The sequence below is a fragment of the Serratia sp. TMDUHS_CL genome (assembly GCF_037137105.1).
In the GTDB taxonomy this organism is placed as follows: Bacteria; Pseudomonadota; Gammaproteobacteria; order Enterobacterales; family Enterobacteriaceae; genus Serratia; species Serratia nevei.
Map to the genome: position 1 here is coordinate 365,584 of NZ_JBBBDV010000003.1, position 22,183 is coordinate 387,766.

Annotated in this window: 20 protein-coding genes; 13 read left to right on the forward strand and 7 right to left on the reverse strand. The window is 62.5% G+C overall.

From position 1 onward, the window contains the following. Window positions 1-56 precede the first annotated feature (56 nt). The 4 genes from WCL58_RS08820 (at window position 57) to WCL58_RS08835 (ending at window position 4,074) form a co-directional block, all read left to right on the forward strand. Window positions 57-887, forward strand: coding sequence for an alpha/beta fold hydrolase (locus tag WCL58_RS08820; protein WP_147840130.1), 831 nt, complete (start codon window positions 57-59; stop codon window positions 885-887). 9 nt (window positions 888-896) lie between these two features. Then, entirely contained in the window at window positions 897-1,322 is a 426-nt protein-coding gene (locus tag WCL58_RS08825; RefSeq protein ID WP_033635204.1) for a DoxX family protein, read from the forward strand. Further along, entirely contained in the window at window positions 1,315-2,925 is a 1,611-nt protein-coding gene (locus WCL58_RS08830; RefSeq protein ID WP_025303481.1) for an MFS transporter, read from the forward strand. Before WCL58_RS08825 ends, WCL58_RS08830 begins: the two co-directional genes overlap by 8 nt. A 96-nt stretch (window positions 2,926-3,021) precedes the next feature. Next, the gene (locus WCL58_RS08835) at window positions 3,022-4,074 is read left to right on the forward strand and encodes an NAD(P)H-dependent flavin oxidoreductase (RefSeq protein WP_203089544.1); all 1,053 of its coding nucleotides are present in this window, start codon (window positions 3,022-3,024) and stop codon (window positions 4,072-4,074) included. A gap of 45 nt (window positions 4,075-4,119) precedes the next feature. Here the strand turns inward: WCL58_RS08835 and WCL58_RS08840 are convergent, their stop codons facing one another. The 4 genes from WCL58_RS08840 to WCL58_RS08855 all read right to left on the reverse strand — a co-directional run bounded on the left by WCL58_RS08840 (window position 4,120) and on the right by WCL58_RS08855 (window position 10,757). Then, a complete protein-coding gene (locus WCL58_RS08840; protein ID WP_336850924.1) occupies window positions 4,120-5,409 on the reverse strand; it encodes an alginate export family protein in 1,290 nt (429 codons plus the stop codon). A gap of 41 nt (window positions 5,410-5,450) precedes the next feature. Beyond that, complete coding sequence (locus WCL58_RS08845) at window positions 5,451-6,350, reverse strand: glyoxalase (RefSeq protein ID WP_336850925.1); 900 nt, start codon at window positions 6,348-6,350, stop codon at window positions 5,451-5,453. Window positions 6,351-6,877: 527 nt separating this feature from the next. Continuing rightward, a complete protein-coding gene (katG, locus tag WCL58_RS08850) occupies window positions 6,878-9,073 on the reverse strand; it encodes a catalase/peroxidase HPI (protein WP_147840133.1) in 2,196 nt (731 codons plus the stop codon). Window positions 9,074-9,332: 259 nt separating this feature from the next. Continuing rightward, window positions 9,333-10,757, reverse strand: a complete 1,425-nt coding sequence (locus tag WCL58_RS08855; RefSeq protein ID WP_244951323.1) for a coniferyl aldehyde dehydrogenase — start codon at window positions 10,755-10,757, stop codon at window positions 9,333-9,335. Between the two features lie 199 nt (window positions 10,758-10,956). Between WCL58_RS08855 and WCL58_RS08860 the strand changes: the two genes are divergently transcribed. Then, on the forward strand, window positions 10,957-11,787 hold the full coding sequence (locus WCL58_RS08860; RefSeq protein WP_060434591.1) for an alpha/beta fold hydrolase: 831 nt from the start codon (window positions 10,957-10,959) through the stop codon (window positions 11,785-11,787). A gap of 67 nt (window positions 11,788-11,854) precedes the next feature. Here the strand turns inward: WCL58_RS08860 and WCL58_RS08865 are convergent, their stop codons facing one another. Beyond that, complete coding sequence (locus WCL58_RS08865) at window positions 11,855-12,907, reverse strand: porin (protein WP_336850926.1); 1,053 nt, start codon at window positions 12,905-12,907, stop codon at window positions 11,855-11,857. Between the two features lie 54 nt (window positions 12,908-12,961). Further along, a complete protein-coding gene (amiA, locus tag WCL58_RS08870; RefSeq protein WP_060420869.1) occupies window positions 12,962-13,804 on the reverse strand; it encodes an N-acetylmuramoyl-L-alanine amidase AmiA in 843 nt (280 codons plus the stop codon). A 334-nt stretch (window positions 13,805-14,138) separates the two neighbouring features. Between amiA and WCL58_RS08875 the strand changes: the two genes are divergently transcribed. The 7 genes from WCL58_RS08875 to WCL58_RS08905 all read left to right on the forward strand — a co-directional run bounded on the left by WCL58_RS08875 (window position 14,139) and on the right by WCL58_RS08905 (window position 20,557). Then, entirely contained in the window at window positions 14,139-15,509 is a 1,371-nt protein-coding gene (locus WCL58_RS08875) for an MFS transporter (RefSeq protein ID WP_060451691.1), read from the forward strand. A 52-nt stretch (window positions 15,510-15,561) separates the two neighbouring features. Beyond that, window positions 15,562-15,924 (forward strand): hypothetical protein, encoded by a 363-nt coding sequence (locus WCL58_RS08880; RefSeq protein WP_060420356.1) that lies wholly within the window; start codon window positions 15,562-15,564, stop codon window positions 15,922-15,924. A gap of 46 nt (window positions 15,925-15,970) precedes the next feature. Beyond that, on the forward strand, window positions 15,971-17,047 hold the full coding sequence (locus WCL58_RS08885) for an ABC transporter substrate-binding protein (protein ID WP_336850927.1): 1,077 nt from the start codon (window positions 15,971-15,973) through the stop codon (window positions 17,045-17,047). A gap of 43 nt (window positions 17,048-17,090) precedes the next feature. Continuing rightward, window positions 17,091-18,101, forward strand: coding sequence for a FecCD family ABC transporter permease (locus WCL58_RS08890; RefSeq protein ID WP_142110197.1), 1,011 nt, complete (start codon window positions 17,091-17,093; stop codon window positions 18,099-18,101). Continuing rightward, the gene (locus WCL58_RS08895; RefSeq protein ID WP_336850928.1) at window positions 18,088-18,855 is read left to right on the forward strand and encodes an ABC transporter ATP-binding protein; all 768 of its coding nucleotides are present in this window, start codon (window positions 18,088-18,090) and stop codon (window positions 18,853-18,855) included. The genes WCL58_RS08890 and WCL58_RS08895 overlap by 14 nt, the downstream gene beginning before the upstream one ends. 101 nt (window positions 18,856-18,956) lie before the next feature. Further along, window positions 18,957-19,832, forward strand: a complete 876-nt coding sequence (gene hchA / locus WCL58_RS08900; RefSeq protein WP_038877961.1) for a glyoxalase III HchA — start codon at window positions 18,957-18,959, stop codon at window positions 19,830-19,832. Further along, window positions 19,829-20,557, forward strand: coding sequence for a PA1136 family autoinducer-binding transcriptional regulator (locus tag WCL58_RS08905; protein ID WP_089186172.1), 729 nt, complete (start codon window positions 19,829-19,831; stop codon window positions 20,555-20,557). The genes hchA and WCL58_RS08905 overlap by 4 nt, the downstream gene beginning before the upstream one ends. On the opposite strand, the gene WCL58_RS08910 is transcribed toward WCL58_RS08905, so the two are convergent. Continuing rightward, window positions 20,554-21,444 (reverse strand): LysR substrate-binding domain-containing protein, encoded by an 891-nt coding sequence (locus tag WCL58_RS08910; RefSeq protein ID WP_197778503.1) that lies wholly within the window; start codon window positions 21,442-21,444, stop codon window positions 20,554-20,556. The genes WCL58_RS08905 and WCL58_RS08910 overlap by 4 nt on opposite strands. Window positions 21,445-21,572: 128 nt before the next feature. On the opposite strand from WCL58_RS08910, the gene WCL58_RS08915 reads away from it, so the two are divergent. Beyond that, complete coding sequence (locus tag WCL58_RS08915) at window positions 21,573-22,145, forward strand: hypothetical protein (RefSeq protein ID WP_336850930.1); 573 nt, start codon at window positions 21,573-21,575, stop codon at window positions 22,143-22,145. Window positions 22,146-22,183 lie beyond the last annotated feature (38 nt).

Sequence of the window (22,183 nt, forward strand, 5' to 3'; positions counted from 1 at the left end):
CTGCCGTACTGTTACCCGGTACAAAATCCAATTCAATACCGAGCGAGGAACACGTCATGAGCATCCTCACCGCGCCCGATGGCGCGCGCATTTTCTATAAGGATTGGGGCCGCGGCCAGCCGATCCTGTTCTCCCACGGTTGGCCGCTGTCCGCCGACGCCTGGGACAACCAGCTGCTGTTTTTCGGCCAGAGCGGATTCCGGGTGATCGCCCACGATCGCCGCGGCCACGGCCGTTCGGATCAGACCTGGCACGGCAACGATATCAACCAATACGCCGACGATCTGGCTCTGCTGATTGAAACGCTGGATCTGCGCGATCTGATCCTGGTCGGCCACGCCATCGGCGGCGGCGAAGTGGCGCGCTACATCGGCCGCCACGGCAGCGATCGGGTGGCGAAGGTGGTGCTGGTGGGCGCCGTGCCGCCGCTGATGCTGCAAACGCCGGCCAACCCGGAAGGCGTGCCCATGGCGGCCTTCGACGGCATTCGCAGCGGCGTGGCGGGCAACCGCTCGCAGTTCTTCAAAGATCTGGCGGTGCCGTTCTACGGCTTCCACTGCGACGAGGTGGAGAGCAATGCGGGGCTGATCGACCACTTCTGGCTGATGGCCATGCAGGGCGGCGTGAAAGGGCAGTACGACGGCGTGAGCTCGTTCTCCGAAGTGGATTACACCGCCGATCTGCTGGCGATCGACAGGCCGACGCTGCTGGTGCACGGCGACGCCGATCAGATCGTGCCGATCGGCGCCTCGGCGCTGAAAGCCGCTAAGCTTATGCAACAGGCGGAGCTGAACGTTTACGCCGGCGGCGCTCACGGCTTGGCGCAGGTCGATCCCGATCGCTTCAACGCCGATCTGCTGGCCTTTATCCAGAATTCGCCGTTCTAAGGGGGCGCGATGAACCTGACTGCTATCGCCGCCCGCTGCGCGCAGCGGCTGCATGCGCCCGCGGTGCGCTGGCTGCTGCTGCTCGCCATTTGCGCCGCCTACATCCAGGGCGGGTTGGTCAAGGCGCTGAACGTCGAAGGCGCGGTTGCCGAGATGACCCACTTCGGCCTGCAGCCGGCGGCGCTGTTCGCCGTGCTGGTCACGCTGCTGGAACTGGCGGCGTCGGCGCTGATCCTGAGCGGCTTTTATCGCTGGCTCGGCGCGTTGGCGCTGGCCGGTTTTACCCTGATGGCGACGCTGATGGCCAACCCGTTCTGGCAGTTCGACGGGGCGGAGCGCGGCCAGATGATGAACGGATTTTTTGAACACCTCGGGCTGGCCGGCGCGCTGTTGCTGGTGGCATTTAACGATTTGAAGGAGCGAACGGATGGCTGAACAGACGGAAAACAAGGCGGCGGCGGGCGGCTTCGCGCCGCTGAAAATCCCATTATTTGCGGTGCTGTGGGGCGCCACGGTGCTCGGCAACGTCGGCAGCTTTATGCGCGACGTCGCCAGCTCGTGGCTGATCACCGATCTGTCGAGCAACCCCTCGGCGGTGGCGCTGATGCAGACCGCCGCCACGCTGCCGGTGTTCCTGCTGGCGATCCCGGCCGGGGTACTGTCGGACATCCTCGATCGGCGGCGCTTTCTGATCTTCGTGCAAATTCTGCTGGCCTGCGTCAGCGGCAGCCTGCTGGTGCTGTCGCAGACCGGTGCGCTGACGGTGGAATACCTGCTGGCGCTGACCTTCGTCGGCGGCATCGGTGCGGCGCTGATGGGGCCGACCTGGCAGGCGATCGTGCCGGAGCTGGTGCCGCGCACCGAGCTGAAAAACGCCGTGGCGCTGAACTCGCTCGGCATCAACATCGCCCGCTCCATCGGCCCGGCGGCCGGCGGCCTGCTGCTGGCCAGCTTCGGTGCCGGCGCGGCCTACGGCGCGGACGTGATGAGCTATGTGCTGGTGATCGCGGCGCTGCTGTGGTGGAAGCGGCCGAAGGCCGAGGACAGCGGCCTGTCGGAACACTTCTTCGGCGCTTTCCGCGCCGGGCTGCGCTATGCCCGTTCCAGCCGTGAGCTGCACGTGGTGCTGCTGCGGGCAGCGGTGTTTTTCGCCTTTTCCAGCTCGGTCTGGGCGCTGCTGCCGCTGGTGGCGCGCCGCATGCTGGGCGGCAGCGCCGGTTTTTACGGCGTTCTGCTTGGGGCGGTAGGCGCCGGGGCGATCCTCGGGGCGATCGCGCTGCCGCGCCTGCGCCAGCGGCTGAATGCCGACGGGCTGGTGCTGCTGGCGGCGGTGCTCACCGCCGTGGTGATGGCGGCCCTGTCGCTGGCGCCGCCGCAGTGGCTGGCGGTGGTGCTGCTGTTGGTGCTGGGCGCCGGCTGGATCATTGCGCTGACCACGCTCAACGGCGCGGCGCAGGGCGTGCTGCCCAACTGGGTGCGCGGCCGCGGCCTGGCCATCTACCTGATGGTCTTCAACGGCGCGATGGCGGCGGGCAGCCTGCTGTGGGGGCTGGTGGCGCAGGAGCTGGGCGTGGCCGCCACGCTGCTGGTCGGCGGCGTCGGCCTGTTGGCGGCGGGGCTGCTGTTCCACCGCCTGCGTTTGCCGACCGGCGAGGCCGATCTACAGCCGTCGAACCATTGGCCGGAGCCGCTGGTCAACACGCCGGTTGAAAACGATCGCGGCCCGGTGATGATTCAGGTGGAGTACCGCATCCGCGAACAGGATCGGCCGCAGTTCCTGCGCACGCTGCTGATGCTGGAGCGGGCGCGTCGTCGCGACGGCGCTTACGCCTGGGGCATCACCGAGCACACCGGCGATCCGGAATGCATCATGGAGTGGTTCCTTGTGGAGTCCTGGGCGGAGCACCTGCGGCAGCACCAGCGGGTGTCGCACGCCGACGCCGATCTGCAGCAGGAGGCGTTGCGCTTCCACATCGGGCCGGAGAAACCGGTGGTGCATCACTTCCTGTCGCTCGACCGGCATCAGGTGAAGCATTAACTGCACGGCCAGGCGGTGAGAAGGTGCTATGCTTTTGGTCGGTTCGGCGGCGCGGCCGCCGTAAGACGAATGTAGTCAGCACAGGGAGACACATTGATGACGGCACCTTCTGCTTTTGCCCGCGAGCTTGGGCTGCGCTATCCGATCGTTCAGGGGCCGATGAACGGCGCGTCGCCGCCGGCGTTGGCGGTGGCGGTGAGCAACGCCGGGGCGCTGGGCTCGTGCGCGGCGGCGCTGTTTTCACCGGCGGTGATCCTCGAACGCGTGCAGCAGATCCGCGCGCAGACCACCGCGCCGTTCAACATCAATCTGTTTCTGCTCGATGAGCAGCACCCGGATCTCGCCGAGCTCAAGCGCGCCCAGCACCTGCTGCGGCCGTTCCGCGAAGCGCTGGGGCTGAGCGAGCCGCCGATCCCCACCCAATTCGCCGAAAACAACCGCGACCAGATCGCGGCCTTGCTGGAGGCGGCGCCGCCGGTGGCCAGCTTCACCTTCGGCGTGCTGCCGCGCGCCACGGTTACGCAGTTCAAGAAGGCCGGCTCGCGGGTGATCGGCACCGCCACCACGGTGGCGGAAGCCCGCGCCTGGGAAGAGGCGGGTGCCGACTTCGTTTGCGTCTCGGGCTCGGAGGCGGGCGGCCACCGCCCAACCTTCCTCGGCGACATCGAGCAATCCTGCGTCGGCCTGATGGCCCTGCTGCCGCAGGTGGTGGCGGCGGTGAAGATCCCGGTGATCGCCGCGGGCGGCATTATGAACGGGCGCGGCATCGCGGCGGCGCGCTTGCTGGGCGCGCAGGCGGCGCAGCTGGGCACCGCGTTCCTGTGCAGCCCGGAGTCGGGCATCGCCGATGCCTGGCGGGTGGCGCTGCGCAACGCCGGCGATGACAGCACGCGCCTGACGCGCGCCTTCAGCGGCCGCCCGGCGCGCGGTATCGTCAATGATTTCATGCGCCAGATGCGCGCGGAAGAGGCGCAGATCCTGCCTTATCCGGTGCAGAACGCGCTCACCGGCGATATCCGCCAGGCGGCGGCCAAGGCCGGGCGCGGAGAGTTTATGTCGCTGTGGTCCGGGCAGGGCGTGGGCCTGGCGCGGCCGATGCCGGCCGCGGAGCTGGTCGCCACCCTGGCGAGGGAGCTGGAAGCGGTGTGAGACAGACGGGGCGCCAGGTTCGGCGCCCTTTTTCTTGGCCTGGCGTTAAAAGCTGTAGGTGCCCTGCGCCAGCACGAAGTTCATGTCTTTCAGCCCGGCATGTTGCTGCAGGCTGTGGCCGACGTCGAAGTAGACATAGGCCACTTTGAACTGGAGATCTCTGCGTGGCGTCCAGGTGGTTTCGACCTGATACTGATTGCCGATAAAGCGCGAGCCCTGCTCGCTGCCTTTCACCGGGCGCATCGGCCCGAGATAGAAGGCATCCTCGCGGCGTTGCCGCCATAGCGCGTCCCAGCTGAAATCGATGGACAGGGTTTGCCACGGCGTAATCGTGACCGAAGGGTGGATGGCGATCAGGTTAGCCGGCGCCACCAGCCCGTTCTCGGTCAGGTAGGGCAGCTTGGGGTACATGGCGTTAAAGGTATTGAGCTGCCCATCGTGACCGTTTTTATCGCCGCTGGCGATGCCAATTTTGCCGCCAAAGCGCGGCTGCCAGCGCCAGTCGCTCACCGTATACCCGGCGTGCGCCGACGCCGACCAGGCGCGGATGTCGCGCTGTTCTGCGCTGCCGAACTGCCAGGCGGCCTCGTTGTCCCAGTCGAATCCCTGCGCCGCGCCGAAAATGCGCGCGCCGACGGTATAACGCCGCTCTTGCCCGCTGAGCTGCGCGTAGTGGGCATCGTTATCCTCAAAGCCGAAGGTGTAGAGATCGAGCGCGGAAGCCAGCGCGGCCAGCGGCGTGGTGCCGTACAGCCCCCACACCTTTTGGCTGTTGTCGGTATCGTCGTCGAAACTGCCGGTTTTAAGGGTGACGGGATGGCCGATAAAGGCGTCGAGGCGGTTTTTATCCTTGGCCCAGCTGGCGCGGACGGCGTCGAAAGAACGGCGCACGTTGGGGCCGTCGCGGGTGCCCATCAGGTGTAGCGAACCCAGCGCAATCTCCTGGCGGCCGACCCGCAGGGTGCCGAGGCCGTAGGCGGTGGGCAGTTTTAAGTCCACATAGCCCTGACCGAGATAGGCATGATCTTCGTCGGTCGGCTTGCGCCCGCGATCGCGCGGCGTGGCCAGTGACGATCCCAACTGAACATAGGCGCCAAAGTTGTCGCCATAGTCGAGGCGTGCGCCAATCAGCAGGCGCTGCATGAAGGTATCGTCGCGTCCGCCGCTCAGATCCCGTTGATCCGTCCATTCATAGCGCTCGCGCAGTGAACCGTCGAAAGACAGGGTGGCCGTATCGCCCAACGGGATGTTTTTCCAGGGGGACGCGGCGGGCTCCGCCGCCAGGGCGGGGAGCGTGGAGAACAGCAACAGTGCGGGAAGCGTGCGTTTCATCATGGATATCCGAAGAAAAAAGCGCGCCGCAGCGCGCCTTGGGTTTATTTAGCCGCCTGGTGAATTTCGGCGATGTAGCCGCCGGGGAAACGCACCAGCGCCGAGGCGCGGCGCTCCGCCGCCGTCGAACGCCACAGCACCTGCGCGCCGCTGGCCGTCGCTTTGGCCAGCGTGGCCGGCAGATCGTCGACGCCATAGCCGGTGCGCTCATGGCCGAACGGATAAGGCAGATGCCCGTCGGTGACGAAAATGCGCGTTTTGCCGAAGCGGGAGTCCAATTCGATCTGACGGATCTTGCCGTTGTCGCTGCGGCCGATCGCCGTATCGCTGACCTGTTCGTCGCTCACGACCTTGCCGTGCGAGAACGCCTGGTAGCTTTTCAGGAAATCGTCGACGCGGTAGGCGGAGAGATACAGGCGGTTTTCCGGCACGCTCAGCAGCGGCTTGTAGTTAGGCGCCTTGGTGTGCCAATAGAGCTGCATGTTGACGCCGCCGGGCCACTGGATCACCGCGTCGCGGCCGATCGGATCGTCGAAAGGCGCAACCTGCACATCGGCGCCGGCGGCCCTGGCTTGGCGGATGGCGGCGTCCATATCCCTGACCAGAAAACCGTTGCGCTCGGTGCCGAACGGGTGCGGGATCGGCGTTTTGAAATCGAACACCGAGAAGCTGCCGGCCGGCGTCAGTATCAGCTGGGAGTAAGTTTCGCTCGGCGTGGGCGTGACGTTGACCAGCACGCGTTCGGTGCTGGTACCGCCGAATGTTTTCAGAATGCTGTCGACAAAAGCATCCATCTTGCCGCGTTCGACGTAGACATGGGTGGTGTCATATTGCGGCCCTACGGCGAGAGACGCCGTATCGGCCGCCCAGGACAGTGCCGGGAGCAGCAGCGCAAGGGCCGATATCCTCAGCCGACGAGAAGAAATACCGATAATATGTTGCATGATGACCTCCAGGTAGCGGTTATTTTCCTGAGTAAAGTGTGATTCCCTATGACCTTTCCCGTCGGTTGAAAAATAAAAAAGAAAAGCGTAGTGCGCGGGGTGAAGCATTAAATAAGGGCGAGCGTCTGGCGCCTAGGAAAATATCACCCAGATGCAGAACCTCTTTTTTATTGGCATAAAAACGGTGGGCGCCTTTGGCGGCCGGGCCCGCAGCCGCTAAGGGGCGGCGATGAGAATAAAGCCCGCCTTGGCGCATATTGAGGTGAATCGAGGATAATCCATAACGGTGTTCTCCTGGATGGGATATATCGCATTAGCCAGCTGAGTTTACGGTCTTCATTGCCGTCTAAATATAAATACAGCATTAAAAGAATTGCCGCCCATCAAATTTTTATATGACTTGTTGAGTAAATACGAATAAGCGGAAAAATGAAATATAACGACGGGCGCTGCGGCTGGCGTTGAGCGGAGGCGGTGTTGATCTCGGGAGGAAAAACGGCCTGCCGAAGCAGGCCGTTGCGGGGTGTTTACGCCAGATCGAAACGATCGAGGTTCATCACTTTGTTCCAGGCGGCGACGAAGTCGTGGGCGAACTTCTCCTGCGCGTCGGCGCTGCCGTAGACTTCGGCCAGCGCGCGCAGCTGCGCGTGTGAACCGAACACCAGATCGACGCGGCTGCCGGTCCACTTGACCGCGCCGCTGCGGCGATCGCGCCCTTCGAACAGGCCGTCTTCATCGACCGGGTGCCAGGTGGTGCCCATGTCGAGCAGGTTGACGAAGAAGTCGTTGGTCAGCGCCTGCGGCCGCTGGGTGAACACGCCGTGCTGCGTGCCGCCGACGTTGGCACCGAGCACCCGCAGCCCGCCGACCAGCACCGTCATTTCCGGCGCGGTCAGGGTCAGCAGCTGCGCCTTGTCGACCAGCAGCGTTTCGGCCGGCACGCGGTATTTGCCCTTCAGGAAGTTGCGGAAACCGTCGGCGAGCGGCTCCATCGCCTCGAAAGAGTCCACGTCGGTCTGTTCCTGCGAAGCGTCCATGCGGCCCGGCGCGAACGGCACCGTCAGGGCCAAACCGGCGTTCTTCGCCGCCTGTTCCACGCCCGCGGCGCCGGCCAGTACGATCAGATCTGCCAGCGAGACGCGCTTGCCGCCGGTCTGCGCATCGTTGAAGGTGCGTTGGATGCTCTCCAGCTTGGCCAGCGTCGCGGCGAGCTGCGCAGGCTGGTTGATCGCCCAGTCTTTTTGCGGCGCCAGGCGAATGCGCGCGCCGTTGGCGCCGCCGCGTTTGTCGGAACCGCGGAAGCTCGAAGCGGAAGCCCAGGCGGTGGAGACCAGCGCCGACACCGGCAGGCCGGAAGCCAGCACGGCGTTTTTCAGCGCGGCGATATCCTGCTCGTCGATCAGCGGATGATCGACCGCCGGGATCGGATCCTGCCAAATCAGCTCTTCCTGCGGCACTTCCGGGCCGAGGTAGCGCGCACGCGGCCCCATGTCGCGGTGGGTCAGCTTGAACCAGGCGCGGGCGAAGGCGTCGGCCAGCTCCTCCGGGTGCTCATAGAAGCGGCGCGAAATCTTCTCGTAGGCCGGATCGAAGCGCAGCGACAGGTCGGTGGTCAGCATGGTCGGGCGGCGTTTCTTGTTCGGATCGAAGGCGTCGGGAATGGTTTCACCGATGTCTTTCGCCACCCACTGATGCGCGCCGGCCGGGCTTTGGCTCAGCTCCCATTCGTATTCGAACAGGTGGCGGAAGAAGTCGTGGTTCCACTGGGTTGGGGTGGTGGTCCAGGTGACTTCCAGGCCGCTGGTGATGGCGTCTTTGCCGACGCCGGTGCCGAAGGTGCTGTGCCAGCCGAGGCCCTGCGACTCCAGCCCGGCCGCTTCAGGATCGGCGCCGACGTTAGACGCCGGGCCGGCGCCGTGGGTCTTGCCGAAGGTGTGACCGCCGGCGATCAACGCCACGGTTTCTTCGTCGTTCATCGCCATGCGGGCGAAGGTTTCACGAATGTCGCGCGCGGCGGCCACCGGATCGGGATTGCCGTCCGGGCCTTCCGGGTTGACGTAGATCAGGCCCATCTGCACCGCCGCCAGCGGGTCTTCCAGGTCACGGTCGCCCGAGTAGCGGCTGTTTGGCCCGCCGCTCAGCTCCAGCCAGATCTTCTCCGAACCCCAGTAGACGTCGTCCGGCTCCCAGGTGTCGGCGCGGCCGCCGGCATAGCCGAAGGTTTTGAAGCCCATCGATTCCAGCGCCACGTTGCCGGTCAGGATAATCAGGTCGGCCCAGGAGATATTGCGGCCGTATTTCTGTTTGATTGGCCACAGCAGGCGGCGCGCCTTGTCGAGGCTGACGTTGTCCGGCCAGCTGTTGAGCGGGGCGAAGCGCTGCTGGCCTTCGCCCGCGCCGCCGCGGCCGTCGCCGATGCGGTAGGTGCCGGCGCTGTGCCAGGCCATGCGGATGAACAGGCCGCCGTAGTGGCCGAAGTCCGCCGGCCACCATGCCTGCGAGTCGGTCATCAGGGCGTGCAGATCCTGTTTGACCGCCGCCAGATCGAGGCTGTTGAAGGCATCGGCGTAGTTGAAGTCTTTGTCCATCGGATCGGACAGGGGGGAGTGCTGATGCAGCGGTTTCAGGCTGAGCTGATTAGGCCACCAATCCTGATTGGTGGGGCCGTCTTGCGGTGCGGGCTGCTTGCCGCCCGAAAACGGGCATTTGCTTTCAGTTGTCATAATGCGCTCTCTGCTTCCGTAAGGGTGCTCCAGCCGCCGGGCGTGGAGCGGTTAACAAGGCATGCGGGTCAGGCTTGCGTCGGGTGTTGCGCTAAATAACTGAACTCAATGGGATCACATCGCCCTGGCCGCTAACGGGCACAGGGCGACTCATGGCTAAGCTTAGTCAGCGGCGGCGGAGAGATAAAATAGGAATGAGTGAATATTGCGATAGCTTGCGGCGATTCATGGCTGTGTTATTGATAGCTGGCACGCCGCCTTATCGACGCCGCAGCATCACCTTGAGCACCGCGTCTGCCAGCTTGCCGAACGGTGCGCGCAGCAGATCGGTGAAGTGCCAGCGGCTTTGGATGAAGACGCCCTTGGCGTGGCTCAGCGCCCGGAATCCTTCAATGCCGTGATAGGCCCCCATGCCGCTGGGGCCGATGCCGCCGAACGGCAGATCGTCCTGGGCAAAATGCAGCAGGGTGGCGTTGACGCTGACGTTGCCGGAGGTGGTGCGCGCCAGCAGCCTGTCCTGCAGCGTGCCGCCTGGGCCAAAGTAGTACAGCGCCAGCGGGCGCGGCCCGGCGTTGATAACGTCGATCGCTTCATCAAAGGCGGCGTAGGTGCGTATCGGCAGCAGCGGCCCGAAGATCTCCTCTTGCATGATCCGGCTGTCGTCGGGGGCGCCGACGATCAGCGTGGGGGCGAGGGTTTTCGGCCGTTCCGCCGCCGAGTCCGGGCGGTGGCCGACCGGATGGATTTGCGCGCCGCGCGCCTGGGCGTCGGTGAGCAGATCCTGCAAACGGTGGTAGTGCCTGTCGTTGATGATGGCGCCGTAGTCATGGCTCGTCGGCCCGTCAGGGTAAAACGCTTTGACCGCCGCGTCGTAGAGCGCGATGAAGTTTTCCACATCGTCCTGATGGATCAACAGGTAATCGGGGGCGATGCAGGTTTGGCCCGCGTTCGACAGCTTGCCGAACGCCAGGCTGTTAACGGTTCTGGCGGTGAGCGCGCCGGGCGCCACGACGGCGGGGCTTTTGCCGCCCAGCTCGAGCGTCAAGGGCACCAGATTTTTACCGGCCGCCTGCATGATCTGGCGGCCGATCGTCGTGCTGCCGGTGAACACCAGGTGATCGAACGCCAGTGTGCTGAACCCGGCCCCGACGTCCGGCCCGCCGGTCACCACCGCGACCTCATCGGCGGGAAACAGCGCCGCCAGCATCGTTTCGATGAGTTGACTGGTGTGCGGCGTGAGCTCCGAAGGTTTCAGCATCACGCGGTTGCCGGCGGCCAGGGCGGTGGCCAGCGGGATGAAGGTCAACGAGAAGGGATAGTTCCACGGCGCCATGACGCCAATCACGCCTTTAGGTTGGTATTGCACGTAGGCGCGCCCGGCCTGGTACGGCAGGGCGACGTGGCGGCGTTCCGGCTGCATAAAGCGCTTCAGGTGGCGCAGCAGATAATCGATCGCCTGCACGGTGACCAGGATCTCCAGAATGTCGGTTTCGTAAGGCGAGCGGTGGCCGAAGTCCGCGCTGACGGCCGCCGTCAGCGCACCGCGCTGGGCCAAAATGGCGCTCCGCAGGCGGCGCAGGGCGGTTTTGCGCTGAGCGATCGTCGGTGCGCCGTCGCGCAGGAAGGCATGGCGCTGGGCGGCAAGCCGTTGCTCCATCGTCATGAGGATGTCATCTCCCTGCACTTGAATTCTCCTGATGCCGAGTGAAAGCGGGAATGCGGTTTGCCGAATCGTGTTTGACCTTAAAGTGAGCTTTAAACCTATACTCGTTAAACGATCAACGCAAGATCGTCGGCCAACCGGGATGAGGGAGCCAGAGATCCCGGCGCCGCGCGCAGTATCAACCTTCTTTTTTAACCATAGTGTAAATGGGAGAAACGACATGGGTTACGTAACAACCAGCGATGGCGTCGAGATTTTCTACAAGGATTGGGGCCCAAAAAACGGCAAGGTTATCTACTTCCACCACGGCTGGCCGCTGTCCAGCGATGACTGGGATGCCCAGATGCTGTTCTTCGTGAACCAAGGGTTCCGCGTGGTGGCGCACGATCGCCGCGGCCACGGCCGCTCCAGCCAGGTGTCGGAAGGGCACGACATGGACCACTACGCCGATGACGTCGCCGCGGTGGTAAAACACCTGGGCGTGCAGGGCGCGATGCACGTGGGCCACTCGACGGGCGGCGGCGAAGTGGTGCGCTATATCGTGCGCCACGGCGAGGACAAGGTGTCCAAAGCGGTGCTGATCAGCGCGGTGCCGCCGCTGATGGTAAAAACCGACGCCAATCCGCAGGGTACCCCCAAAGCGGTGTTCGATGATTTCCAGGCGCAGCTGGCCGCCAACCGGGCACAGTTCTATTACGACGTGCCCGCCGGCCCGTTCTACGGCTATAACCGCCCGGGCGCCAAACCCTCTGAGGCGATTATCTGGAACTGGTGGCGCCAGGGCATGATGGGCGGCGCCAAGGCGCACTACGACGGCATTGTCGCTTTCTCGCAGACCGATTTCACCGAGGATCTCAAGAAGATTGCCATTCCGGTGCTGGTGATCCACGGCGACGACGATCAGGTGGTGCCTTATCAGGACTCCGGCGTGCTGTCGGCCAAGCTGGTGCAAAACGGCACGCTCCATACCTATAAGGGCGCGCCGCACGGCATCCCGACCACCCATGCCGATCAGGTCAACGCCGATCTGCTGGCGTTCGTGAACAGCTAAAGACTCAACGCGTCGCGAGCCTCGCCCCTTACCGGGCGGGGCTTTTTATTGGCTGCGGGAGAGCGGATCACCAATGATAGCTGATGCCCATATCGAGCTTGTCCGACGCATCGACGCCGGCCGCGTGCTGCGAAAGGTTATTGAATTCATAGTTAATGAACACCTGCATATTGCTGTTGAGCAACCAGGTGACCCCCAACTCCTCATAGTTCAATAAGTCCGTGTTCCGGCCTGCCCGGGCCTGTATCAAGCGGGTATAGCCGATGTTGGGTTGAATATGGTCCGTCAGCCGATATTTGGCGAGCGCTTCATAACTTGACGCCGAGCCGCGGTTAGCGGTTTGTTGCGGGCTGATGGCGTTGTCGCTTTGGGTGAACACGGCCGCAAGATAGATTTTTTTCGACGCATAGAGAACCCCTTCGGCCAGCGTGTCGATGCGCCGGCGATAACCGGCGGCGTGTTGCTGCCGCTGCGTGGTTTGAGACGCCGAGGCGGCGGCGATGAGGCTGAGCGCCGGCGTCAGCGCATAACGGAACGAGGCGCCGAATCCGTTGCCGTTTTGTTTGCCCGGCGCTTGCCGTTCGTCGCCGTCTTTGAACTGGTATTGCAGCGCGAGGGCGGCGCGCCGCTGAAACAGGCTGAAAGGTTGGCGGTAGGTGAGCAGGTTATGCGCCCGGCCGCGCATAAAGTTGTCGATATAGTTGTAGGCCATCTCTCTAAACAGCGGAGAGCGACCGGTCAGGGCGGTCACATCATAAAGCACGCCCCAGTTGCGGCCGATATCGAGGCTGCCCAGGGCGGCGTTTTGCACGCCGATATAGGCGAGCCGGGTGCTGTTGCGCGTCGCGTCGGCGAAGCTGACGGTATATTCCCAGTGGGCGTAGGCCTGCCAGCGCGGCGCGATCTTTTTTTTGCCTATCAGGCCGAAATAGAGGTAGCTGCGGTCGCCGTCGTCGCGTTCGTTTTGGCCGCTGTAGCGTCTGGCGATAATCGTGCCGTAGAAATTCAGGCTGTTTTGCTGCGATCCCGTCAACGACACGGCGGAGGCGCCGTACGGCAACAAGGCCAGCAGGGGGAAAAGCATGCCCGCCGAAAAATTACGAGGATTGCGTTTTATCATGATGGCACCGTCCCTGTGCGCGGCAAGCCCGTGAGCTTGCCGCCCCGGCGAAGCTTAAGCGTGCGTTTCGCGTTTAAAGTAGCTGACGATCCCCTGAGCGATCGCCGTGGCAATTTTATTTCTGAAGGCGGGGGTGCCGAGCAGCCTTTCTTCCTCAGGGTTGGTGATGAAAGAGGTTTCCACCAAGACGGAAGGAATATACGGGGACTTTAAGACCACGAAGGCCGCCTGTTCGGTATTTTTGGCATGCAGATGATGGATGGGCGCAATATGTTGAATCAGGTGCGAGCCCAGCGCCAGGCTCTCTTTGATCGTTTCCGTCTGCTCCAAATCAAACAGTATCTTCTGCAAATAGCGGTCTTTCTTGATGACGTTAGGGCCGGCGAGATCGTCCGCCGCGTTTTCACTGTTCGATAAGTATTTCGCCATCGCGCTGCTGGCGCCTTTATTGGAAAGCGCAAAGACCGACGCGCCGCAGGCGCTGGGGCAGGTAAAGCCGTCGGCGTGGATGGACATGAAAAGATCCGCGCCATGCCGGTGCGCGATCTCCACCCGATCGTAAAGCGGGATAAAAACGTCGCTGTCGCGCGTCAGGCGGGCATCGATGCCGTGTCGATCGAGCTGTGCACGCACATTTCTGGCGATCTCCAGAACGACATGTTTTTCCAGCGAACCGGTGTGGCCAATGGCTCCGGAGTCGATGCCGCCATGACCGGGATCCAACATGACCAGGAATCTTTTTCGCGCCCCGTGAGGGCCGTTCTGCTTTTTGGGGCGTGGCAGGCCGTGGGCGTGAGCCAGCGGGGAAACGGCGCCGTTCAGCGCCAGGGCCGCCAACCCTGCCAACATCATTCTGCGGCGAGATAACCGGGTGTTCAAAAGGTCCGTCTTAGCCATAAGGGTAACCAGCATAAAAGGAAAGGGTGTTTTTGTTATAACATAACAATTCCGTGCGTCGGCGGGGTTGTCTGTTAGCGGCTGTTACTTTTAATGTCATTCCTTAAATTCACTGGCTTTTTATGCTGCATTTATTTTGTTTATTGAATGTTCGTATTGCTATTCATTTGTTTTGTATTTGTTAATTCTTATTTTGACACACTATTTAATCTAATATTTCAAATGAGATTTATTCTCCTCTTTAAGTGATATGTTATAACGTAATTACCAAAACGGATAAAAAACGGGGTCTTTGCCGCCGGCATGAAGCCACTCACGTTTTTGGAGCGTTAACATGACTTTTAAACACCAGGAAAAAGAGACATTAAATATATTCGCCGTTCTCGCGGTCTCGTTAAGCACGGTCATCGCCATGCTCGACAGTACCATCGCCAACGTGGCACTGCCGGTGATCGCCAAAGATTTCGGCGTTTCCGAATCGGCCTCCATCATGATTATTAATGCCTACCAGTTTGCCGTCGTCGCCTCTTTAATGCCCTTCGCGGCGCTGGGCCGCGCGGTGGGCAATAAAAAGATCTTTATAGCCGGGGTGGTGCTGTTCGCTTTTTCATCCTTGGGCTGCGCGCTTTCCGCGACGCTGTCGATGCTGACGGCATTCAGGGTGATACAGGGCTTCGGCGCGGCGGCGGTGCTCAGCGTCAATGCGGCGCTGATCAAGGAGATATACCCGGAAAGGCTGCTGGGGCGCGGCCTGGGCATAAACGTGATGGTGGTGTCGGTTTCCGCCGCCGCCGGGCCCTCCATCGCCTCGGCGATACTTTCGCAAACGAGCTGGAACTGGCTGTTTACCATCAATGTTCCCATCGCCTGCCTGTCGCTGTTGCTGAGCCTGATCTTCCTGGCCCCCCGCGAGCGGCGCAGCGTTGGATTCGACAGCGGGGGGGCCCTGTTGGTGTTTGTGCTGTTCATCGCTTTCTCGCTCAGCACCATGAGCATGACCACTCACCATCTGCCGGCGGCGGCGCTGAGCTTTGCGGTATTCGCCGGGCTGGCCGGGTTGCTGTATATCAATCAGAAAAGAAAGGCCAACGCCGCGCTGATCCCGATCGCGATGCTGCATAACCCGACGCTGTCATTGTCTTTGCTGATGTCGATGCTGTCCTACAGCACCCAGCTTTTGGCTTTTGTATCGCTGCCTTTCTATTTCCACAATGTCCTGCAAAGAAACGTGGTGGACATCGGTCTGTTGCTGACCGCCTGGCCGCTGGCCACCATGGCGTCTTCGCTGATTTCCGGCGATTTGGCCAAGAAATACGATCCCAATCTTGTTGCCCTCTCGGGCCTTGCCTGTCTGCTGGCTGGCATGCTGCTGATGGCCAATCTGCCCAGCGATCCGTCGAATGGGGCGATCGTATGGCGCGTGGCGCTGTGCGGCATCGGTTTTGGCCTGTTTCAATCACCGAACAACCTGCTGATCATGACGTCGGTCTCCCATGAAAACAGCAGCATCGCCAGCGGCCTGTTGGGCAGTTCCCGGCTGATTGGGCAAATCGTCGGTTCGGCGTTAGTGGCGATTTTCTTCAATATGCGGGGCGCGCAAGCAACGAATATCAGTTTAATGGCGGGGGCGGCATTCTCGTTCCTTTCTCTGGTCGTGAGCTATATGCGCTTCAAGTCCGCCGTTACGTTAAAAACCAGCAAATAGAAGCACGAGGTTTCCCATGCGATTTATCCCATTAGTGCCGTTGGTTATCGGAATGGCGGCGTTTTCCCTTGCCGGCTGCACGACCTACCACGACGTGGCGTTGCAACAAAAAGAGACGGGGCTCAATAGCCAATATTACCTGCTGCAGCCGCCGGTCTATGTCGGCGACCAGTTGAAATATGGTCTGAAGGACGGCAGCGGCGGCGAGTTGACGGTGGCGAAGGTTGAACCGAAAGACTTGGTTGCCGACAGCGGAAAAATCATTTCTCTGTCGCAGCTCTCTTTCCTGCAACGAAAAGACCTTTCCACAGGAAAAACCGCCGCGTTGGTCGGCGGCGGCGCGGTCGCCACCACGGCAATCGTGTTTGTGGCCGGGATCACCATCATGGCCGCCGGCATCGCCGCGTCGGCCTAAAGCAGCCCATCGACGCACGCCGCCGAGCGTGCGCACAGGAGGCACCATGTGCGTCACAGTGAAATTGATCGCCACCGCTCTGCTGGCAATATTCGCCTTGCCGACGGCGCCTTGCGCCACCGCCGGCCAGCCGGCGGCGGCCGAACCGCCACAAAGCGTGGCGGCGCAAACGCTGCCCGGCAGCTATCCGCGGATCGTCATCACCGGCAACTGCCCCTTCGGCGTGATCCTGGCTAACGAGGCGGCCTACCGGCACGTCGTCGGCGTGGGGCCCTGGGCGTTCATGCATGCCGATAGGCATGTATTGGAGGACATGAAGCCTGACATCGGCAGGATCACCTCCGCCTTCATCAATAAGGACTACCGGGTCAACATGGAATCGTTAATGAATCTACGGCCCGACATTATTTATTACTACGGCAAAAGCCAGGACGATCGGCTGGAAAGGGCGGGCGTGATGACCGTCGATCTGGATGCCGGCGGGAAGACAAAATACCAGCCGATGGCCACCCAGGTGTATTGGGAGAACACTTTCGCCGACACGCTCGGCCTGCCGCGCACGCACAAATTCAAAGACGCCTGGGAAAACACCCTGAAGCAGATCCGCCCCTATGCTGCAGCCATCCATGCGCAGCACGTCAGGGCGTTGTATCTCGAAGAAAGTGACGTCAGGCAGCTGAAGGTGAGTGGCCCGCATACCTACGGCGACACCTACCTGAAAATGGCCGGCATGGACAACGTCGCCGGGGATTTGCCGGTGAAAGGGGATGCCGGCAGGTACATCAACGTTTCGATGGAGCAGGTCATGGCCTGGGACCCGGATGTGATTTTCGTGGTGTTCGGCAGCGCCAAAGCGCTGCTGCACGGGGGGATCCCCGGCCAGGCCTGGGAAACGCTCAGGGCGGTAAAAAACGGCAAGGTTTTCTCGACGCCGGTGGGCATTCATAACTGGGGGGGCCTGTCGGCGGAAACGTCGCTGCTGCCGCTGTTTATGATCAACCGCTATGCCCCTGAAGACATTAGCGACAAGACGCTGCGGGAGGAGACGCGCCGCTATTATCAGACGATGTTCTCCTATGCGATCCCGGACCGGCTGCTGGATGAGGTGCTGGCACAGCGCTAGTGCCACGGTTGAATAGCATTCATTTAATGGGGGGAGCTTGGGGATGCCGGGCAGAGGAAAATATGTGGCGATCCTGATGGGGCTGTTTTTGGCCTTGTGTGTGGCCGCCGTCGCATCACTGTTTGCCGGCCGATACGCCTTGTCGGCCCATGATGTGATGCAGATTTTATGGCAGGGGAACATGCCGGGGGAAAACCCGACCCGCTATTCGGTGATTTTTAACCTGCGTGCGCCGCGGGTGGTGGCGGTGATGCTGGTGGGCGGCGGGTTGGCGGTCGCCGGCGCGACCTTTCAGGCGGTGCTGAAAAACGCGTTAGCCAGCCCGGACGTGCTGGGCACCTCTTCCGCCTCCGCCTTTGGCGCTGCGCTGGGCATTTTATTGAGTTTGCCTTTTGCTCTGAGTGCCATGCTGTCGTTTCTTTTCGGCGTGGTGAGCCTGCTGTTGGTGCTCGGCATCTGCCGCCTGAAACGTCGGCAGGATGCGCTGACGACGATTCTGTCCGGCATGATTATCGCGTCGTTGTTTATCGCGTTTGTCTCGGTCATAAAATATGTCGCCGATCCGCAGGATACCTTGCCGGCGATCGTCTTCTGGCTGATGGGCAGCTTCGCTTCGGTGGCGAAAGCGCAGGTCTATTGGCTAATCCCGCTGTTTGCGGCGTGTTACCTGACAATCTATCGGCTCAGGTGGAAAATGAACATTCTCTCGCTGGGGGATGACGAGGCGCGCATTGCCGGCCTGAATCCGCCCCGGCTGAAGATCCTGCTGCTGATCGCCGCCTCCTTGCTGGTTTCCGCCTCGGTGAGCTTGGCCGGCGTGGTGGGATGGGTCGGCTTGGTGATCCCGCATCTGGTGAGAAGCGTGCTGGGGTATAACCACGGCCGCCTGATCCCGGTCTCGGCGCTGAGCGGGGCGTTGTTTTTGCTGGTGATAGACAATATTGCCAGAGGCGCCACCTACGCAGAAATCCCGATCGGCATCCTGACGGCGCTGATCGGTGCGCCGCTTTTCGCCACGCTTTTTATTATGGGCAATCGATATGATCACCGCTAGCCGACTATCCTTTGGTTTCAAAGGGCGGGAGCCCATTTTCGACAACGTCAGCTTCGAGCTTAAGCGCGGCGAGATCCTCAGCGTGCTGGGCCCGAACGGCGCCGGCAAAACGACGCTGCTGAGAAATATCGCGGGCCTGTGTCGGCCCAGCGCCGGCTGGTGCGAGATCGGCCGCGTCGATAATCGAGAGGCGCGCCTGGCCTATGTGCCGCAGGCGAAGGCGCCACATTTTTCCTATGGCGTACTCGAGTTTGTCACTTTCGGCTGCGTTCGTCAGGCCGGACTGTTCGCCCGGCCGGGAAAGCGCGATTTCGCCAGGGCGCAGGCGGTGCTGCAATCCCTGGAAATCGGCCCGTTGGCGCAGAAAAGCATCGATCAGATCAGCGGCGGTGAACTGCAGATGTGTTATTTCGCCAAGGCGCTGATGGCAGATCCTGACGTCATGATCCTTGATGAGCCGGAGTCGAACCTGGATTTTTACAATCAGGCAAAAATGATTGAGATGCTCTGGCGCCTCGCCAAAGAGCGGCAGATGACGATCGTGCTGAATACGCATTTCCTCAATTACGCCGAACGCATCTCCGACAAGTGTTTACTGATGACAAAACGGCAGTCGTTGTTTGGCGTTAAAAGCGCTGTGCTGCGGGAAGATATCCTGGAGCGCTATTTCCGGGTGCCGGTAAGAAAGTGCCACTATCAACACCAGGGCGCCGGCGAAGAAACCTTTATTATCGCTCTGCGCAATCTCGCCTGAGTTTCGGCTGCAAAGATTGCTTGAGGGATATCCCTCATTGCGGCTCCGCCGGCGGTTATTTAAGCTGAAAGGGCAACGTAACGGTGAATATGGAGATAATCATGACTGATTCAGTGTCCAACGATCGTAATCCCACCCCGGATGTGGCGGAAGACAACGCGTTCTTCCCATCGCCTTACTCCCTCAGCCAGTACACCTCGTCCAAAACCGACTTCGCGGGCGCCAGCTACCCGAATGCCTATCGCGGCGGCAAGTGGAAGGTGCTGATGATCGCCTCGCAGGAGCGCTACCTGCTGATGCAAAACGGCAAATTCTTCTCCACCGGCAACCACCCGGTCGAGATGCTGTTGCCGATGTACCACCTGGATCTGGCCGGTTTCGAGATCGACATCGCCACGCCGTCCGGCGATCCGGTGAAGCTGGAGATGTGGGCGTTCCCGCAGGAAGATGAAGCGGTCAAGGCCACCTACGAGAAGTACCGCAGCCAACTCAAGCAGCCGAAAAAGCTGACGGAGGTGGTGAAGGATCTGGATGGCGGCAACTACCTCGGCGTTTTCATCCCCGGCGGCCACGGCGTGCTGAATGATATTCCGTTCAGCGAAGAGGTGAAAAAGACCCTGCACTGGGCGCACGACAACGATCGCTACGTGATTTCGCTGTGCCACGGGCCGGCGGGCCTGCTGGCGGCGGGCATCGGCGAGCGCAAAGAGGATTTCCTCTATCGCGGCTATGAGATGTGCGTGTTCCCGGACTCGCTCGATACCGGCGCCAACATCGACATCGGCTACATCCCCGGCCCGATGCCCTGGCTGGTGGGCGAACGCCTGCGCGAGCGGGGCGTCAAGATCGTCAACGCCGACATCACCGGCAAGGTGCATAAAGATCGGCGCCTGCTGACCGGCGACAGCCCGCTGGCCTCCAACAACCTCGGCAAGCTGGCGGCGGAGACGCTGTTGGCCGACGTCGCCGCGCGATGAGCGACGAGATCGCACAGCGCGCTTTCCAGACGGCGCTGGCGATGGACCACGAGCGAACCCTGTCCGCCATTCAGGGGCGAGTTCGCGCCTTTGCCGCGCCGTTCGGCTTCGATCGCTTTGTGCTGTTTTCCGCTTCTGCCGCGGCGGAGGCGGGGATCGAGCATATCTATTGGGTCGAGGGCGACTGGTTCGGCGACGGCGAGGCCGTCGATGCCCTGACCTACGTGCGGCACTGCCCGGTGACCCGGCACATGCTGCGGGTCAGCGAGCCGTTTTTCTGGACCAAGACCCGGGCGCAGCAGGGTGAACGCTACCGGATTGTGCGCACGCCGCGCGGCGCGGGCCTGCACGGCGTGCAGATCCCGGTGTTCGGCCCGGCCGGTTTGGAGGGCGCCGTCAGCCTGGGGGGCGAGCGCATCGACGCTTCGCCGCCGGTGCGGCTGGCGCTGTCGCTGGTGGGCACGGCGGCCTTTCAGGCGGCGCGGCGGCTGTTCGCACCGGCGGCCGGCGAGGGAGAGGGCCGGCTGTCGGCGCGCGAGCGTGAGGTGCTGAGCTGGACCGCCATCGGTCGGCGGCAGGCGGATATCGCCGCGATGCTCGGCCTGTCTGAACGCACGGTGGAAAACCACCTGCGCCGCATTCGCCAACGCCTTGGCGCCGCCACCACCGCGCAGGCGATCGGCGTGGCGATCCGCCTGGGGGAGATCGCCCCCGAGCGCCGTTAGCCTGCTGTCATTTGCCGCAGCAACCATTCGCGCAGCGCAATGATATCGGGGCGCTGCGCGGTTTCTTCGGTGGTCACCAGGTAATAGTTGGCGCCGGGTAACGACATCTCGAACGGTGCGGCCAGCACCCCGCGCTGCAACAAATCGCGCGCCAGCAGCCGGCTGGCGATCACCACCCCCTGGCCCGCCACCGCCGCCTGCAGCGCATGCGTCTCGTCGCTGAAGGTCAGCCCGGCTTCCACGTTCAACCCTTCCGGCCCGTAGCGCCGCCGCCAGTTTTCCCAGGTCGGCGCGTCGGCGGGCACCTGCCGATGTTCCACGTGAAACAGCGTCACCCGCTGCAAATCTTCGATGCGCTCCAGCGCCAGCGCCGGGCTGGCCACCACGATAAAGCGATCCTCATGCAGCAGGGTGCAGTGCAGATCGCTTTCCGGCGTTTCACGATAGCGAATGGCGACGTCCACGGTGCGCTGGTTGAGATCGACCCGCTCGACGCTGGTGTGCAGGCGCAGATCGATGGCGGGAAACTCCGCCTTGAAATCCGCCAGGCGCGGCACCAGCCAGTGGGTGAGAAAATTGGAGGTGGTGGTGACGGTCAGTGCCGGCGGCTGCTGGGCGCGGGTGATTTGGGCGACGGACTGCTCCAGCGCCGCAAAGGCGCGCTGGGTGCCGGCATACAGGATCTCGCCGGTCTCGGTCAGGCTGACGCCCTGCGCGCTGCGCTCGCACACCCGGCATTCCAGCACCGACTCCAGCAGCTTGATCTGATGGCTGACCGCCGTCGCGCTGACGCCCAGCTCTTCGGCGGCCAGTTTGAAGCTGCGACAGCCGGCCACGGCGTGGAAGGCGCGCAGCGCGCCCAGCGGCGGCAAACGGGGTTTTCTCATGGCTGAGTTATTCTCATCTAAGGCTGAAAACTATGAGTTTGTCTGACCGATTATACAAGAGATAGGCTACTGACATGTGAGCAGGGGAATGAATTAATTTCATCATTTCCACATGTCGGGAGTTAACGATGAGCCTCTATATCAACAACGGCGCCCTGGGCGCCATGGAATACACGGGAACGGCGGCGAGCGGTCTGGCGCTCAGCGTGCCGGTCGCGGCGGGCGCTTTGCTGTTGGAGGCGGAGAGCCTGCTGGGCATCGGCGCAACGCTGATGCTGCTAACGGCATTGGCGCTGGCGTTTCTCGGCGGCGCCGCGCTGGCCCGCTGGCAGCCGCTGCGGAAGCGGTCTGCGCTGGCTGTGCTCCGCTACGGTTTTTTGCTGGCGGCGGCGGGGTGGCTATTGACGCTGCTGATGCTGTTCGGCGGCCATGATTGGCCGGCCCTGCTGGCGGGCATCGCCCTCGGCGGCCTGGGGCAGGGCGTGGCCTACCGCACGGCGGTGGGGGAGAAAGCGGCGTTCGCCGTGGCGTGCCGGCTGGCGATGGTGGTGAGCATCGTGGCCGTGGTGGTTGCCGCGTTGCTGATTCAAACCTACGCCGCACCGGGGGCGAGAGGAAGCTGTTTCGCGCTGGCGTTGCTGGTCGATCTGGCGCTGTTGGGGGCGTTGATGGCGCGGGTTGCGGAGCGGGATGGGGCCTGAGCCGTCGTGCTGAAGGTAAACAGCCCGCCGGTAAACCC